Annotated in this window: 14 protein-coding genes; 3 read left to right on the top strand and 11 right to left on the bottom strand. The window is 69.0% G+C overall.

All coding sequences use genetic code 11. The annotated features are described in order from the left end of the window. Window positions 1–23 precede the first annotated feature (23 nt). Both ACFXHE_RS20760 and ACFXHE_RS20755 read left to right on the top strand, forming a co-directional pair. Window positions 24–191: a hypothetical protein gene (locus ACFXHE_RS20760; RefSeq protein WP_379385276.1), complete on the top strand. Its 168-nt coding sequence runs from the start codon at window positions 24–26 to the stop codon at window positions 189–191. Window positions 192–733: 542 nt separating this feature from the next. Then, window positions 734–1,600 (top strand): MinD/ParA family protein, encoded by an 867-nt coding sequence (locus tag ACFXHE_RS20755; protein WP_379385275.1) that lies wholly within the window; start codon window positions 734–736, stop codon window positions 1,598–1,600. A 203-nt stretch (window positions 1,601–1,803) separates the two neighbouring features. Here the strand turns inward: ACFXHE_RS20755 and ACFXHE_RS20750 are convergent, their stop codons facing one another. From ACFXHE_RS20750 to ACFXHE_RS20740, 3 genes are all read right to left on the bottom strand, one after another. Further along, on the bottom strand, window positions 1,804–2,523 hold the full coding sequence (locus ACFXHE_RS20750; RefSeq protein WP_379385274.1) for a hypothetical protein: 720 nt from the start codon (window positions 2,521–2,523) through the stop codon (window positions 1,804–1,806). Between the two features lie 164 nt (window positions 2,524–2,687). Beyond that, window positions 2,688–3,971 (bottom strand): GDSL-type esterase/lipase family protein, encoded by a 1,284-nt coding sequence (locus tag ACFXHE_RS20745; protein WP_379385273.1) that lies wholly within the window; start codon window positions 3,969–3,971, stop codon window positions 2,688–2,690. A gap of 120 nt (window positions 3,972–4,091) precedes the next feature. Next, complete coding sequence (locus ACFXHE_RS20740; RefSeq protein WP_379385272.1) at window positions 4,092–4,955, bottom strand: NAD(P)H-binding protein; 864 nt, start codon at window positions 4,953–4,955, stop codon at window positions 4,092–4,094. Between the two features lie 87 nt (window positions 4,956–5,042). Here ACFXHE_RS20740 and ACFXHE_RS20735 point away from each other — a divergent pair, with 87 nt between their 5' ends. Continuing rightward, window positions 5,043–5,789: a TetR/AcrR family transcriptional regulator gene (locus ACFXHE_RS20735; RefSeq protein ID WP_379385271.1), complete on the top strand. Its 747-nt coding sequence runs from the start codon at window positions 5,043–5,045 to the stop codon at window positions 5,787–5,789. Between the two features lie 360 nt (window positions 5,790–6,149). Here the strand turns inward: ACFXHE_RS20735 and ACFXHE_RS20730 are convergent, their stop codons facing one another. The 8 genes from ACFXHE_RS20730 to ACFXHE_RS20695 are packed head-to-tail and all read right to left on the bottom strand — an operon-like array spanning window position 6,150 to window position 16,084. Then, window positions 6,150–7,148, bottom strand: a complete 999-nt coding sequence (locus ACFXHE_RS20730; protein WP_379385270.1) for a phosphatidylinositol-specific phospholipase C — start codon at window positions 7,146–7,148, stop codon at window positions 6,150–6,152. Window positions 7,149–7,208: 60 nt separating this feature from the next. Then, the gene (locus ACFXHE_RS20725; protein WP_379385269.1) at window positions 7,209–7,898 is read right to left on the bottom strand and encodes an FHA domain-containing protein; all 690 of its coding nucleotides are present in this window, start codon (window positions 7,896–7,898) and stop codon (window positions 7,209–7,211) included. Then, entirely contained in the window at window positions 7,898–9,187 is a 1,290-nt protein-coding gene (locus ACFXHE_RS20720; protein WP_379385268.1) for a VWA domain-containing protein, read from the bottom strand. The genes ACFXHE_RS20725 and ACFXHE_RS20720 overlap by 1 nt, the downstream gene beginning before the upstream one ends. Beyond that, window positions 9,184–10,287 carry a phosphatase gene (locus ACFXHE_RS20715; RefSeq protein ID WP_379385266.1) on the bottom strand — a complete coding sequence of 368 codons (1,104 nt, stop codon included), beginning with the start codon at window positions 10,285–10,287 and terminating at the stop codon, window positions 9,184–9,186. Before ACFXHE_RS20715 ends, ACFXHE_RS20720 begins: the two co-directional genes overlap by 4 nt. Next, window positions 10,284–12,707: a tetratricopeptide repeat protein gene (locus ACFXHE_RS20710; RefSeq protein ID WP_379385264.1), complete on the bottom strand. Its 2,424-nt coding sequence runs from the start codon at window positions 12,705–12,707 to the stop codon at window positions 10,284–10,286. The genes ACFXHE_RS20715 and ACFXHE_RS20710 overlap by 4 nt, the downstream gene beginning before the upstream one ends. Next, a complete protein-coding gene (locus ACFXHE_RS20705; protein ID WP_379385262.1) occupies window positions 12,704–13,885 on the bottom strand; it encodes a hypothetical protein in 1,182 nt (393 codons plus the stop codon). Before ACFXHE_RS20705 ends, ACFXHE_RS20710 begins: the two co-directional genes overlap by 4 nt. A 7-nt stretch (window positions 13,886–13,892) precedes the next feature. Further along, window positions 13,893–14,852 carry a glutamate ABC transporter substrate-binding protein gene (locus ACFXHE_RS20700; protein ID WP_379385395.1) on the bottom strand — a complete coding sequence of 320 codons (960 nt, stop codon included), beginning with the start codon at window positions 14,850–14,852 and terminating at the stop codon, window positions 13,893–13,895. Window positions 14,853–14,857: 5 nt separating this feature from the next. Further along, window positions 14,858–16,084 carry a hypothetical protein gene (locus tag ACFXHE_RS20695; RefSeq protein WP_379385260.1) on the bottom strand — a complete coding sequence of 409 codons (1,227 nt, stop codon included), beginning with the start codon at window positions 16,082–16,084 and terminating at the stop codon, window positions 14,858–14,860. Between the last annotated feature and the right edge of the window lie 33 nt (window positions 16,085–16,117).

The following is a 16,117-nucleotide window of genomic DNA, read 5'->3' as shown; positions in this document are numbered from 1 at the left end:
CGGCCGCACCACGGCCGGAACCCGTGCTCTTCGCACGCTCTGGTTTCGTCGGCCTCTCGGCGGCGCTGGCGGCCGGGGCCCAGCTCATTCCGCTGTGCACCCCGACCTGGCCCGGCACGCTGGCCTTCGCCGCGGTGAACGGACTGGCCTTCGGCTGTTTCATGGCCGTGGACACCGCGCTGTCACCATGATGCTGCCCAATGCCGAAGATGCCGTCTGCGACGTGGGGGTGCTCGATATCGCCAATGCGGGTCCCCAAATCGTCGGGCCTTTCGTGGCGTCGGCGGTGGTGAGCTTCGGCGGTACCCGCCGCTATTCCTGGTCGGTGGCCTGCATTCGGTGCTGGGGGCGGCCGCGGTTGTGCCGATTCGGGCGGTGCGCTGACATTCAGTGCCGGAGTTTCGGTGGGGCTATGGATATTGCTGCTTGCATGCCAAGATCAGGTAATATCTGGCCACACTGAAAGGGACTGCACGGCAACCCTTTTGCTCTCTTGATCGACAGCTAGGCGGGTAGGGGGTATCCGGGGGACAGAACTCGAGGCTTCAGCGAAGTTGTCGAGGCGCAGGGGCCGCTCGTCGACGCGGTGGGGGTGTTGACGGCGAAATGACAGAGGGCCGGCTGCGCCACCGATCGTGCACGCGATGGATGACGCCGGCGTAGCCGTCCTCCGCGACGTGGTGACCAGAAGATTCCGCAGCATCGTCTGCCGCTCGCATCAAAGGAATCTAGAGTGTCCGAAAATTTCCCGGATCATCCCGCCGCTCTTTCTTCCACTCCCACCGACCTTTCCCTGCTGTTGCGTCCGGCCCCGCCCGGCGCGCCCACCGACATGGTGCGCATGCAGCCGCGCAACGGCTACCTGCTGTGGGCCGACCTGCCACCCGTTCTCGTCCTGGGCAGCTCCGGCGGCTCCGGCGCGACCACCACCGCCCTGGGCATCGCGGGCGCGGCCGCCTACGACTACGGCGAACACTCGCCGATCGTCGTCGACGCCACCACCACCGGCGGCGACCTGGCCGCCCGCGGCTGCGACACCATCGACGCCGCGGGGACCGTCCAGTCCTGGCTGAGCATGACCCACCGCAGCCTGCCGTCCACCGTGATCGACAGTTGCGGCGAAAACAGCTCCGGCGTAGGCGTATTGCCCCGCGGCCCCGAGGCGCTGCCCCGCCGCGAGACCTACTCGTCGGTGCATCGCGACCTGGTCGAAGCCGGCTGCCTGCCCGTCTACGACGGCGGCGCGCCCGTCACCAACCGCATGGTCGCCCCGCTGCTGTCGGATTCCCGGATCTCGCTGGTGATCACCCTCGCCGCCCGCCCCGACGCCGTGAATCGGCTCAAACCCGCCCTGATCTGGCTCGACGACAACTACAGCCAGTACCACCTGGCCGAAGCGGTCATCGTCGTCACGCGCCAGCACCCGAAGGACGGGCCGCTGGTCACCGAACACGTCCGCAAATATCTCGGTGACGTGGTCCGGGCGGTCGCCGAAATCCCCTATGACGCCCACCTGGGTTCCGGCGGCCCCATCAGCTGGCGCCGCCTCGCGCCGCCCACCCGCGCCGCCTACCGCCAACTCGTGAACCTGCTCCGCTAGTAGACGACATTTCGAAATGCCTGTGCGGCTTGATCCGTCGGCGCGGCTCTTGCTGGCAGGATTACGCCATGAACGCATTCGAGGTGGCGGTGACCGTTCGATTGCGGTACAGCCGCTGAGAAGTTCACGGTGTTGGCGTAATTCCCTGTTCGAATGCATCTCACGAGACATGGATTCGAGGGCATATGACGAATGCTCGGCGGTTACAGCAGCAGGTTGATGGTGGGGGACATGCGCGTTCGGCAGCGCGAACACGATTGCCGGCGGGAGCGACATACGTCGCATTCCTGCTGACGGCGCTCGGCCTGGTGCTCATCGGGCCGGTAGCCGCAGGTTTCCTGATCGAGGCGAGCGGGGGTGGGGCCACCGGGCCGGGGGCAATCGCGGCACTGATCGGAATGGCGACCTTCATCGCACTCACGCTGGGGGCCGGATCCTGGATTTTCTGGACGGCCAGGCGCAGCCCGGCCCGGGGTTCGCACTCCGGTACGTGATCGGCGCAGCAGAACGACTGCCCCGACGACGATGACGATGCCGACCGCGAGGAGGACCGAACCGAACACCGCGAGGAACCAGGTCTGGCCGGAGAACGCGGCAATGGTGCCCGGGACCGCCAGCCAGATGATGGTGCCGAGGATGGCGGAGAACCATTCCGCGGGGCTGCGGCCGAGTTGCCATCCCATCGTGGCCAGTTCCGATTTGATGGATTCGCCGATCCGGTCGGGATCGCGGTTCCAGTGGTGCGGGGCCTCGCCCTCGCTGTTGGGCCAGTAGTACCGGAAGAACTGTGCGCGGCTGTGCTTTTCATTGAGCCGCAGGGAATAGCTGTAGGGGGTCCGGGTGCGGTCCTTGTCGTAGGGCCGTTCGACCCGCAGGCCGTCGTGGACCGAGCGCACGGTATAGGGGCTGCCGTCGAGCACCATCCGCAGGCGGCTCTCCAACAGCACCTTCGCCGGCGGAATCGGATAACTCACAAGATCATCGTAATCTAACCGAGACCATTTGTGCGGCAATCGAACTGGCGAGCACGAATCCATGGGGTGGCATTTCCGAATGCGATTGTTTCTCGATGCAATGCGGCGAATTATCAGCCCTGGCCGCCGAAGGTGGTGAGGTCGATGGCATCGGCCATGGCCTGGTATCCGGCCGCGTTCGGGTGGAGGTTGTCGGGACCCGCATAGCGCGGGGCCAGGACGGCGGGGTCGGCCGGGTCGCGGAGGGCGGCGTCGAAGTCGATGACGCTGTCGGCGAGCTGCTGCCCGCGGATCCAGGAATTCAATTGCCGGCGAACGGGGTCGGCGGTGGGGAAGGTGAGGATGCCGTCGTTGAGGGCGTTGGCGGCGGGCAGGATGGTGCCGAGGTGGACTCGCAGACCGGCGGCGTGGAGTCGGTCGATGAGCTCGGTGTAGCCGCTGACCAGCTGGTTGTAGTCGGCGCCGATCGGGATGCCCAGGTTGTTGATGCCCTCGAGGATGATGACGTCGGTGACGCCGGGCTGGTCGAGCACATCGTGCTGGAGCCGGGCGGTGGCGGCGGGACCGAACTGGGGGATGAATCCGTCTCTGGTGACCCGGTTTCCGGAGATACCGGCATTGACGACGCTGTACGGCAGACCGGCCTGATCGAGCCGCCGCTGTAGGAAGTCGGGGTAGCGTTGGGCACGGTCGACCACCCCTGGGTCCTGCGGGAGGCCCAGGACGTTCGAGGCGACATAGCCGTCGGTGATCGAATCACCCAGGGCGACAATGGTGCTCACCGTTCCGGGTGCTCGGACATCGAGACCGGACAGGAACGGCATCGAGGTGGTGTGCAGCGGCAAACTCGCCCCGGCGGGGTCGTCGGCCGTGTCTCCGGCGACCGGGAGACTGTAGAAACTGGTGGCGTTCGCGTCGAAATGCTCGGTGGGCAGGACGTCCGGACCGGCGACATAGACGCTCACGGCCAGGGACTCGAAAGCGTCGAAGGACAGGTCGATCGGATCGCTCACGACCTCACCCCACGCGGCGGCCGTCACGCTCGAGCTGCCGTCGAAGGTCACCTCGCGCATGGAGTCCGGCTGCACCGCAGGACCTTCGGACTGCTTGGCGATGGTGACATGAGCGAACTCGACCGGCGTGGGGCGGGTGCGATTGGTGAGGCGGATCCGCGCCGTCGCTCCGCCCCGATGCGGGGTCACGATCAGCCGGTAGGTCTGGTCGGACAGGTGCAGCTGCGGCGCCTCGGACGGATCCACGACGCCGAACGAATCCGACGGCGCCGCCATCCAACTGCTCACCCAGTGCCCGCCATCGCCCGCCTCGCCTGAGGATGGCTCGGCCGCAGCCGGAACGATCCCGTGCCAGGCCATCGCCGCCAGCATCGCCACCGTCACCGCGCCACCCCTCCTGCCGGCGTTTGCGAGACCAGACGGAGAGGTTGGACGGCATCGCGGTGTCATGCTGGCCGACCCTAGCAATCCCTGTAATTCCTTACAGAGCTTTCGGCAAGAAGGTCAGCTCACCGACAACGCCTCGCGCAGCACCATATCGAAGCCGATCGGCTCGCGGCCGATCAACTCCGCCAATGTCGGGTCGACCGTGGCGAATTCACCGGCTCGGGCGGCGGCGAAGATATCCACCATCATGTCCGCCTGCCATAGCGGAACGCCGTAGCCCACCATCTGCTGCCGGAATTCCTCGTCGGAAACGGTGACGCGCTTGATGGTTCGGCCCGTGAGCTCGGAGGCGAGGGCGGCGATCTCGTCGAAGTCCACGGCCTGTGCGGCGGTCAATGGCGGTGTGGGACCGTCGAATCGACCTTCCTCGGCGAGGATCGCCGCGGCGGCCTCGGCAAGGTCGGCGTGCGCGGTCCAGCTCACCGCTCCATCCGCGGGCAGCGCTAGCTGTCCGGTCTCGGCGGCCTGGCCGAAGAACCGCAAGGCACTGGCCGCGTAGAAACCGTTGCGGAGCGACGTGAATGGCACGCCGCGGACGAGCAGCGCCTCCTCGTCGGAGGCGTGGTCGCGGCAGGCCTCGAAGCGGGAGGCTGGGCTGGCGCCCATATGGCTGGTGTAGAGGATGCGGCGCGCGCCTGCCGCCGCGGCGGCGTCGATGGCTGCGCGGTGTTGTCGGATGGCCTCCGCGCCGAGCTTGTCGACCGACACGACGAGCACCTGGTCGGCGCCCTCGAAAGCGTGGGACAGGCTGTCGGGGTCGGTGAAGTTGCCCTGTCGCACCCGTACTCCGCGGTCGGCGAGGTCCTGTGCCTGTCGCGGGTCGCGGACACTCACACCCACCTGGTCCGCGGGCGCCCGCATCAGCAGGCTCTCGACAATCCGGCGGCCCAGCAGCCCGGTGGCTCCGGTCACGATGATCATGCTGTTCTCCCTGTCGATTCCAATGGAAACATCATGTCGATAACAGTGATACTTCCGCTGGAAACAGTCAAGCGTTATCGTTGATTCATGACATCGCCCACGCCACGTACGAGCGCCACGACCAACGTCGAATCCGACGGCACGGCGTCGGCTCGCGATCGGCATCGACAGCGTGTCATCGAAGCCGCGGCCGATCTGCTCGAGCGTGGGGGCAGGGACGCGGTGACCACTCGCGCGGTCGCCGACGCGGCCGGGTTGCAGCCACCGGCGATCTATCGGCTGTTCGGTGACAAGGACGGGCTGCTGGACGCCGTCGCGGAGTACGGTTTCGCGAAATTCGTTGCTGGAAAACGCATAGACCCCGACCCGGCTGATCTCATCCAAGACCTCCGGGCAGGGTGGGACCTCGCGGTCGAGTTCGGCCTGTCCAACCCCGCGCTCTATACCCTCATGTACAGCGAACCCGCCGGCGCCGAGTCGGCCGCGTTCCAGGTCGGACTGGAGATCCTGCGCGGGCGCGTTCGTCGGCTCGCGGCGGGCGGCTGGCTACGTGTCGACGAGCAGCTAGCGGCCGGGATCATTCACGCCACCGGCCGGGGTGCGGTCCTGACCTGGCTGTCGCTCCCGGAAGCCGCCCGCAACCCGGCCCTGCTCACCGCTCTCCGAGAGGCCATGGTCGCCGCGGTCACCACCGAACAGCCTGCCGTTCGAGACGCCGGCCCGGCGGGCGCTGCTCGCGCTCTGCGCGCCGTCCTCCCCGAAGAGACAACGCTCACCGCCGCCGAGCAACACCTACTCCGAGAGTGGTTGGACCGTCTCGCAACCGACCACTGACCGTCCACGCAGCGTCGTTGGGACTCGACCGGGCGCTGCCATCCACTCGTCGACCCCGAAAGGGGTTGCGCCTCAGCGGTTTCGTGAGGAGGACCAGGGTGGCGATGGCAGCGGTGGAGACGGCCAGGCACCCGTGGAGCAGCACGACCCGGAGCGGGAGATTGGATTCGCGGGTCGCTCAGTGGGCCGCGCTCGGGCCCGGATTGGACGGGGCGAGGTAGCGGTAGGTGGAGATCCAGCGGATGAACATGGTGATGGCCACGAGGGCTGTCGCCGCCAGAAGTGCCACGCCCGCTTTGGCTATGGCGTGATCGCCCACCACGACGAAGACGGCGACACGATTCTCGCCAAGGTCGAGCCTTAACCGGAGTTCTTGGCGAGCAATAGGTCGAGGACCCGGGTGTATTGGTCGGGGAAGTCCATGGGGACGATTCCGTAGTGGGCGGACTGGGTGGTGTGAGTGGTCAGGTAGTCGGCGAGTTTGGGCATGATCGCTGCCGCGTTGTCCTTGGGCCAGGCATTGTCGGCGAAGCTGGTGAAGTTGATGTACTCGAGGTTGTTGGCGGGGTCGGCGGCCGCCTTGTCGAGACAGGCTTTGACGTAATCGAATTTGTCGCCGCCGGAGGAGCCGAAGTTCGAGGAGCCGGAGTCGAGGCCAGCCAGGCCGTGGTCCTTGTAGTGGTCCTGGAGATAGATCCGGTCGGTGGTGAAGACGCCGTTGTCGCCGCCCGGCCATTGCAGGCAGCCCAGTGAATTGGCGAACTGGGCGATGAGGACGATGCGGCCGCGGGCCTCACCCAGCGCGGGGAAGCGGTTCTCCAGCCAGAACAGTGAGCGGTAGCCCTTGGTATCCAGGTAGCCGTTGAAGATTCGCGCGAAATCGGCGCCCACGTCGTTATTGGTGCCGTCCTCCTTCTTGACCCGCATGACGAGAACTTCGCCGGGATTGCCGGCCAGGAAGGCCCGGCACTGGTCGAGCACCGTATCGAAGGTGATGCCCTGGTAGAAGGCGCTGTGGTACACGCCGAAGGAGTCGGCGGTGTGGTCCTGCAGGCCGTTGCAGCGGATGTCCAGGAAACGGATGCCGTGCGCGAATTGGTCCAGGAGCGACCAGTTCTGGGTGTGCGCCCACTCGGTGCCGTTGGCGGCGCTGGTGCAGCAGGAGTCGTGGGTGCCGGGGATGGTGAGGCGCAGCAGTGACGTGGCGTCGGGGAGCACGGACATCCACGCCTGCGGCGGTGCGCCGACGGTTCGCGCGTGCGGGATCGCCTGCGCCGCAGGGCTGCTCAGGCCGGTGGCGAGTGCGCCTGCGGCGGCGGCCAGGGTGGTGCGGGCGAAGTCTCGGCGGGTCAAGCTCATAGAGCGGGGAGCCTAACCTGGACAATGGACCAAGATCGCCGTTTTGCCCGAATTGGGTGGTCACCCCGGTTCGGTGGTCAGGGTGATGGTGGTCCAGCCGCCGACGTGGATGCGGTCACCCTCCTGCAGTGGCACAGGCGTTTTCGGCGGGATCGGCTGCGGGCTGTCGTTGAGACAGGTGCCGTTGGTGGAACCCAGGTCGGTGACCGTGAGCGTCCCGCCGTCGATGTGCAGGATGGCGTGCGAGCGCGACACCGCGATATCGGCGGGCGCGACCGAGAGGTCGATATCGGGGTGCACGCCCTGCGAGACGCTGCGCTTGCCGATCAGGATATTGGGCCCCTGCAAGGGGATTCGGCGGTCGGGATAGTAGTTGGGGAAGTCGACCCGCTCCAGATCGGGCCCCTTCTGTGCCTGCATGCGCGCGTAGTGTGCCCGGTCGGCGGAAATGGTGGCGACCCAGACCGGCGCTGCGGCTCCGTTCTCGACCGCCCCGGATTCGCCCTCGATCGCCCCGGATTCACCGCCGGTCGTCGCCGGCTCCGCGCTCACCGGTGGCGAGGGCGGAGGCGGCGGCAGCGCCGAGTCGTGTCCGCAGTTCTCGCAGAACCGCCCCTCCGAGGGCGCCCCGCAGGACGGGCACACCGCCAGTTGCGGTGTGGCACCACCGAATTGACCGCCCACCGGCGCACCACAGAAATCGCAGTAGTCGGTGGCGGTGGTTTCGTGCCCCTCGATGCAGAGCGCCATCACGGCTCCTTGCGGACTCGGGCGGTCTTGGTGGAGCGGACGTCGAGGGCCATCTCGTCGGCGGGATCGATCTTGTTGCGCAGGCGGATGGTCCCGGTCCGCTCGTCCACCACGTCGACGACACTGAGCAGCAGCTTGGCGGTGTTCTCATTGCCCGACTCGCTGGCCAGGTGGTACGCGCGCTGGAGTTTGGCCGTGGCCGTGGCGAAGTCGCCCTGCTTGCGCGCGGTCAGGCCCTCCTGGACGGTCTGGGCCAGCTCGGCCTGTCCGGTGTAGTGCGCGACCCGGCGGCTGATGATCGCCGACTTGTCGGTATCGGTCGTCCAGGCCGCCTTGACCAGACCCTGCCCGAGTACATCGCCCTCGGCCAGCACGCTCACCCGCGCGGCCAGCTTCTCCCGATCCGGCGCCGCCGGCTCGAGCTCCAGCTGGATGTGATAGTCGCGATCCTCGGCGCCCCAGGAGCCCAGCGGATATTCGCCCACCTGCGGCCCGACCTCGGTGCGTCGCGCGGTGAGATCCTCGATGAACGGCGCGACCTGCTTGAGGAACACGATCTTCGCGCCCACCGGTGTCCACACCCGCATGGTCAGATCCGGAATCGCCTTCTCCATCGACGATTCCATCGTGGCCGCGAAATCCTGGGCCAGCAGGTCCGCGGTCGCCACGGTGTCGATCGTCCCGTGCAGGGCGGAGGCGATGGGGCGCACCTCGTTCGGCTCCCAGTCCACCCCGACGCCACGGCAGTCGCAGGTGAAGACACCGATGGACTGGCGGATCTCCTCCGCCAGCCGCTCGGGTGTCTCGTGCTCGTTCTTGCCGTCGGTGAGCAGGATGGCGTGCACCATGGCCCCCGGGTGCTGCTGGGCGATCAGCCGTGACAGTCCCAGCCAGGTGCCGATCGCGGTGCCGCCGTGCGGAACCAGCTTGTCCAGCGCTCGCCGTGCGTTGGCGCGCTCCTGCGGGCTGGCCACCGCCGAGGGCCCGCGATGCGGAAACACCACCTGAGCCTTGTCGGTACCCTCCACGATCGCGAACCGGGTGCCGTCGGGCATGACGTCCAGCGCCGCCAGCGTGGCCCGCCGGGCGCCCGCGAACTTGTCGGCCGCGCCCATGGACCCGGAGGTGTCGATGATCAGGATCTCGACCCGCGGCGGCGGCGCCACCGACACCACCAGATCGCCGGTGGCCTCGACGGTGACGATGGCGTCGACCGTGCGCACCCCCTCGGCGAGGAATGCGTTCTGGTCGATGGCTACCGAAATGCCTTTGTTCTCAGCGGAAGTCACGGTGTGTCTCCTGATGGTGCGAGGGACGGGACGGGTACGAGGGCGACGGTGATGTTGTCCTTGCCGCCCGCACCGAGTGCGTGCTCCACCAGGGCGCGCGCCGCGGGCAACGGCGCCAGCGAGCCGGTGAAGCGGGACAGGGCCGCTGCCTCCGGGAGGTAGTTCCACAACCCGTCGGTGCACACCAGCAGCACCCCGGGCGCGTCGGTGTGCAGGGTGCGCACGCAGGTGGGCGACCACTGGTGTTCGCTGTCGGCACCGAGCCAACGGGTGAGCACGTGCGCGTGCGGGCCGTCCATGGCGGTGGCCGCGTCCAGCACGCCGTTGTCGACCATGGCCTGGGCGAGCGAATCGTCGACGGTGAGCCGGTCGGAGTCGTCGCCGCGCAGCCAATAGGCGCGGCTGTCACCGACATTCGCGACGGTGATGTCCGCGCCGCCCTCGGCGTCGAACTGCACGATCGCCGAGACATAGGTGCACGACGGTGCTTTCCCATCTGGCGAGCCGACCGCCTTGACCGCGTCGGCGGCGGCGGTGAGCCCGGCCATGACGCAGTACTCGGCGGGCTGGTCCGCGGCGAGGGCGGCCAGGCAGGCGTCCAGCCCCGCCCGGGCCGCCGCACCCGAGGCGGCCTGCGGATCCTCGGAGGTCGACACCCCGTCACAGACCGTGATGACCGCGGCGGCCGGACGATTCGGCACCGCGCCCTCCAACACCGCCGCCGCGACCGCGTCCTCGTTGCGGGCGTGCAGCAGGCCGCGATCGGTGATCAGGCACGCGGTGCCCAGGTCGAATTCGAAGCGATCCCGCTCGGGCCCGAGCTCACCACAGGTGGCGCAGTAGCCGTCCGGGTCGAATTCGCTTCCGCCGCAGCCGGCGCAGTCGGGTGGCGGACCGGATTCGACGGTGGCCGTGGTGCCGGTGGGTTCGAGCCGGGCACTGCGTGCCGCCTGGGCCACCGGCACGGTCGAGCCGGAGCCGGGCCGGAATTCCTTGGGCGGCAGCGCGATCACCCGGATGCCGAGTTTGCGGCCGCAGGCCTCGCAGAACCGGTCGGTGTCGGCGGCGAAGGTGCCGCAGTGCGGGCAGCGGGCCGTCACAGCAGCGTCCTCGGGCGCACCGCATTGGCCTGCTCCACCAGGGCGATCCGTTCCCACATGTCCTCGGTTTCGTGCGCCAGGTCGCGATAACAGCGTTCCAAACCGGTGCGTACCCCTTGTTGATCGAGCGCCACCCCCAGCAGCGGGGAGTGGTCGGTGGGCACCCTGCCCAGGCGCAGCCAGCGCAGCGCCGCGTCCAGGACTCGTAGACGAGCCTGCGCGGCACGGCGTTTCGAGTCGAGGGTCAGACTATCGATGCGTTTGCCGGCATCGCGAACCAATTGTTCGGTCAGCTCCGCGGGCTCGGCGACGGCCAGCAGCGTCTCGACGGCGGTGACCCCGGCCTCGGTGTGCACCGCCGAGGCGGCGTCGACCTGATCGAGCACCGCGACCGCGCCCGCCCGGTCGCCGGTCGCGCGCCGCAGCCGGGCCGCGCCGAAGGCGGCGCTGGTGAAGGAGCGGTCGGTGCGCCAGACCAGGTCGTAGTAGCGGGCGGCCCGCTCGCGTGCGGTCTCGGGATCCAGTCCGTCCGCGGCCATGAGCTCGGCGGTGACCGCCAGGGCCAGCTTCGGTGCGGCCTCGCCCGGCAGGGCGCTGTAGAGGGCGTCGAATTCGGCTGCGGCGGCGGTCCAATCGCGCTGCAGCAGGCGGGCCAGGCCCGCGAACCAGGTCAGCCGCCAGTCGCCGGACAGCGTCTCGCCCACCGCGTCCAGCCGGCGCAGCGCGTCGTCCGGATCGCCGAATTCCAGTGCGGCGCGGATCAGCCGGAGCGGGATCTCCACCGACTCCTCGCGGCCGGTGACCACCGACTGCAGGCCCGCGGTGATCTCGCGCTCCAGGTCCTCGGGCGTGACCGCGCTGGTCGAGGCCAGCAGTGCCGCGCCGCTGTCGCTCGGGTCGACCAGCGGAACCGGCAGCGCCGCAATGAGGGCACGAGGATCGCCGGGCAGTTGGTCACCGACGCCGAACACCCCGCGCGGCGGGCCGAACCGGGTGGACAGCCCCGGCCGGGGCCGCCCGTCCTCGGTGGCCAGCACCTCGCGCAGAATGCCGGTGAGCTGATCGCCCATCTCGGTCATGGAGGTGAAGCGCGCGTCCGGCTCGATATCGGTGGCGCGCACCAGGAATCGGTACAGCGATTCGTGGCGGGCCATGAGCGGTTCGAGCTCGGGACCGGGTAGCGGGCCGAGTTCGTTGTTCACCGGCGGGATCCGCATGATGAGCGCCGCCAGCGTGCGGCCCACCGTGTACACCTCCGACGCGACGGTCGGCCCGGTCTGCGCGATCTCCTTGGCCTGGTAACCCGGTGTGCCGTAGATGGTTTCGTTCTGATCGTGCAGGCCGACGACCGCGCCGAGGTCGATGAGCTTGAGCTGCTCCTCGGTTTGCATCACATTGTCGGGTTTGAAGTCGCAGTAGGCGAGCCCGCGGTCATGGAGGTATTCGAGCGCGGGCAGCATCTCCAGGATGTAGGCGATGGCCCGCGCGGGCGGCAGATACCGCTGATCGGCCGTGCGCTGTTCGCGCAGCAGCTGTTTGAGCGACTTGCCGCCCACGTACTCCATCACGATGTACCCGACCGGCTTGCCGTCCGGCCCGGTGTCCTCGGCGAAGTTGTAGATCCGCACGATATTCGGGTGATCGACCTGCGCGAGGAACCGCTTCTCGGCCACGGCCGCCCGCATGGCGTCCGCGTCGCCGGTATTGAGCAGGCCCTTGAGGACCACCGGCCGGTCGTCGACCTTGTGGTCCACCGCGAGGTAGATCCAGCCCAGGCCGCCGTGCGCCAGCGGGCCGAGCACCTCGTACTGGCCGCCCACCACATCCCGGCCGGACAGCTTGGGGGTGAAGGAGAATCGCGTCCCGCAGTGGGCGCAGAAGCCCTCGGCGCGACCGGGCTGACCATTGCGGCTGCGCCCGACCGGCCGATTGCACCTACCGCATTCGCGATGGTTTTCCGGCACCTCCGGATCGACGAGCACGGCCTCGGCCGGATCCCGGCGCGGCACCGACGGCACCTTGACCATGCCCGCGCCCAGCCGGCCGCGGCTGGCCCCGGAGGCTCCCGACCGTCCGGTGCGCACCGAGCGCCCGCTGCGGGCGGACCGGCCGCTGACCGTCGATCCCGTGCTCATCGCCGACGCGTGCCCGGTGTCGCGCGCGGTGGTGGCCAGCGCCGTCGGCGACGCGGGCGCGCTGCCGCACACATCGCAGTAGCCGTCGAGAATCGTTCCGGTGCAACCGGGTTCGGCACAGCGGTCGGAGCCGACGACAGCGCTCGCCGCGCCGGAAGCGCTGGTCCCGGTCGACATGGTCGACCCGCCCCCGGTGGCCGCGGGCGCCGCGCTCGGGGCGGTGCCGCAGACGGTGCAGTAGCCGTCCTCGATGGTCCCGGTGCAGCCGGGTTCGGTGCAGTTCATGATCGCCTCCCCGATTTCTGGTCGATGAGCTGGCGGTAGTCGGTGATGGCGCGGGTGACCGCGGCCAGATCGCAGGGTCGGCGCGAGAGCAGCCCCGCGGCGATGCGGGCGGCGGCGAGCACATCCTGGTCCTCGGCCACCCCCAGCCGGGCGGCCTTGGCCCGGTAGGAACTGAACCTTCCCTTCAGTTCCATCCGCCGATCGAGCAGCCCCTGCGCGAGTTGCTCATTGCGGGTCGCCGCGGCGAGCGCCCCGGTGATGCGTTGCCGCAGTTCCCACAGCACCGTGGGCACGGACGGATTGGCTTCCAGCGCAGTCAGTTCCGCGCTGTACACGGCACTGTCGTCCGGATGCCGGGGGAGCGGCGCGGCCAGAATGGTGTGCTCCACCTCGGCGCGGGCGCGATCGGCCCGCTCGCAGGTCCTGCGCAGCGCCTCGACCCGGGCCCGGGACCGTTCGATCGCCGTGTCCCAATCCGTCGAGATGGCCCGCAGTTCGGTCAGTACAGTCGCGGCCTCGCGCATGCGCCGGGACAGCTCGCCCAGGCGACGGTCGAGCGCATCGGGTGCCAGCGCCAGGGGATCGGTGGCGACCTGCATGGCGAGGGCGTCGACATCGCTTGTCAGCGACTGCAATTCGGGAATCGACATGCCGGTGCGGGTCAGCTCCGCCTGCAGCGGCGCGACATCGGTCATCACCCGGGTGTGCACCGCCTCCACCGCGTCGAGCACCCGCACCACGGTCGGGAAGGCCGCGCGCATGCGGTCCAGCATCTCGGTGATACCGATCAGTTCGATCTGCTCGCGCGGCCCGCTCAGCGAACGCTGTGACATCGGAATCGTGCTGCGCGACACCTCGACCGGCTGTCCGCGCAGCAGGCGCGTGAGCTCCTCCCGGTCCAGCGCGTCCAGGCGTCGCCGCCCGCGCGCGGTCCGGGCCTGGTCCAGCACCGTGCCCAGCCGCCCGAAGTCCTCCCACATGAGTTCCAGCGCCGCCCGCGCCGGCGCCCAGCGCTGCTCGGTGACACCGGTCGGCGGGAAGCGGCGCAACAGCACCAGCCCGGGATGCTTGTCCAGCTCCACCAGGGTCGCGGCGATGGTCTCGATTTCGCGTGCCCGCTCGGCGATTTCACGATCTATCTCGGCGACGCTGAGAATGTGCCCAGGATTCTCGTGCATGACCGGCTCAATCGCTGTACTTGGGCGCCGGGGGACCGTTGGACGGCCCGAGCACGCTCAGCCGCTGGTTGTAGATCCGCTGCCAGGTACCGTCGGCGCGCACCCGCTCCAGCACGCCATTGACGAACCGCACGAGATCCGTGTTCTGCTTCTGGACTCCGATGGCGTACACATCGGTGGCCATGGCGTCGCCGACCACCTCGAGATTCGGGTCCTGGATCTTCAAGCCGTACAGCAGCGGCAGGTCGGTGCTGGCGGCGTCGACCTCGCCCTGCTGCAGCGCGGTCAGGCAGTCCAGCCAGTTCTCGATCCCGATCACGATGGGGCGCTGGGGAAGTGCGAACACCGCGTCCAGCGTCGTCGAGTTGGGGATACCGCACACCTTCTTGCCGCCCAGATCGGCCGCCGAGCGAATGCCCGAGCCCTTGGTCACCAGCACCCGCTGGTCGGTCTCGAAATACACGGCCGAGAACTGGACCTGCTGGCGGCGTGCGCAGGTCGGCGTGAAGTTCTGCACGACCAGGTCGACCTCGTTCTTCGCCAGCGCATCCGCGCGGTGGGCGGAGTCGATGGGATGCAGGTCCACCCGGCCCGGGTCGCCGAACAGGTCGCGGGCGATCTCGTGGGCGAGATCGATATCGAAGCCCTCGAGCTCGCCGGTCGACGGATTGCGGTAACCGAACAGGAATTGGTTCTGGTCCACCCCGATCCGGATCTTCCCGCCGGCGACGATGTTCGCCATCGTCGACCGGGCGGGCATGGACCCGGGCTGCGGTTGCGGACTCAGCGGCCGCAGGCTCGCGGTCGGGTTACAGGACTGGTCGGCGCGCTGATTGGGCGCGGTGGCGAGGACGGTGGCGCCCGCCGGCAGCCGGCTGCCGGACGGCAGCTGGAAGGGCGCGGCCTCCGGCGTCGACCCGCACGCGGCGGCCAGCAGCGCCACGGCTGCCACCATCAGCATCCGCATCCGCTTCACAGGAACTCCTTCAACCGCGGCCACACCCCGACGACGATCGATCCCGCCGCCGCCAGCAGCAGCACCAGCGTGCCCAGTGGGCTCAGGGTGAGGGCATTTCCGGCCGTGTTCACATCGTCGCGCACTTCCTGGCGGGTGCGCTCGAGTTCGGTCTTCAAGGCGTCGTCGAGGGCGGTGAACTGGGCCGCGGATCCCGCGCCGTCGGTCTTGATCGACTGGTCGACCGCCCCGCGATAGTCGTTGGACTTGTAGGCGGCGAGCTCCTTCTGGTGGCCGTCCTGCCAGCCCGAGAAGGCCTTCGACGCCGCGGAATTGCCGCTCAGCAAGCCGGCCAGATCCGCCCGCAGCTGGTCGCTGCCGACGGTGAAGCGCTGCTCGCTGGCGTCGACGTCGCCGCGGGTGATGAGCTGCAGCGTCTCCTCGGTGCGCGCCTGCTGGGCGAGAATCCTTGCCTGCGCGAGCTTTTCGAAGCGGGCGGTGGCCCCGGTGTCGATGGCCGCACTGGTCGCGGCCGTGGTGGCGAGGACCCACAGCAGCGCGACCACCGTCAGACCGCCGGCCGTGACCACGCCCGGATTGATCCAGCGGTTGGTGCGCCGCACCAGAATCCACGAGACGTAGCCGCAGGCCGCGAGCAGCAGCACCAGCGTGCCCGCGCTCCACCAGGGCAGCCCGGTGATCGCGCCCTGATCGCTGTGCAGTTGTGCGAGGCGAATGTGCTCCAGGTCGCCCGCGTCCTCGAGGATCGAGCCCTGCATGAGCGCCGACGCCTGCCGCAGATACGCGGAGCCGACCGGCAGGCCCTGCCGGTTATTGGCCCGCGCCGCCTCGACATAGCCGGTGTAACTGGGCAATTCGGCCGAGATCCGGCCCAGGATGGTACGGGTCTCGGCGTCCGCGGCGCCGGTGGTGGCCTCCGCGAGCGCGGCGGCCGCGTCGGTCAGCGCGTTCTCGTAGCGGATCCGCACCTCGGGCGACTCGATGCCGCCGGAGAGATAGGCCGTGGACGCCGCCGCGTCGGCCGTGGACAGTGCCACGTACAGCCGCTGTGCAGCATTGGCCAGAGGTTCGGTGTGTGCGAGGACGGTGTCGTGGCGCGTGATCTTGGTGCTCTGCTGATCGGCGGTCACCAGGCCGCCGATCAGGGCCAGCAGTGCGAGGGCAGCGCCCACCGCACCGATGACGCCGGGCGCGGTGCGCACGAAGCGTCGCGTCCATTGCATGCCCCCGCGAGTGATCGCCGCTGAGCGACTGCG

The sequence above is a fragment of the Nocardia sp. NPDC059229 genome (assembly GCF_042754165.1).
In the GTDB taxonomy this organism is placed as follows: Bacteria; Actinomycetota; Actinomycetes; order Mycobacteriales; family Mycobacteriaceae; genus Nocardia.
This window is presented reverse-complemented; position numbering and strand designations above follow the sequence as displayed.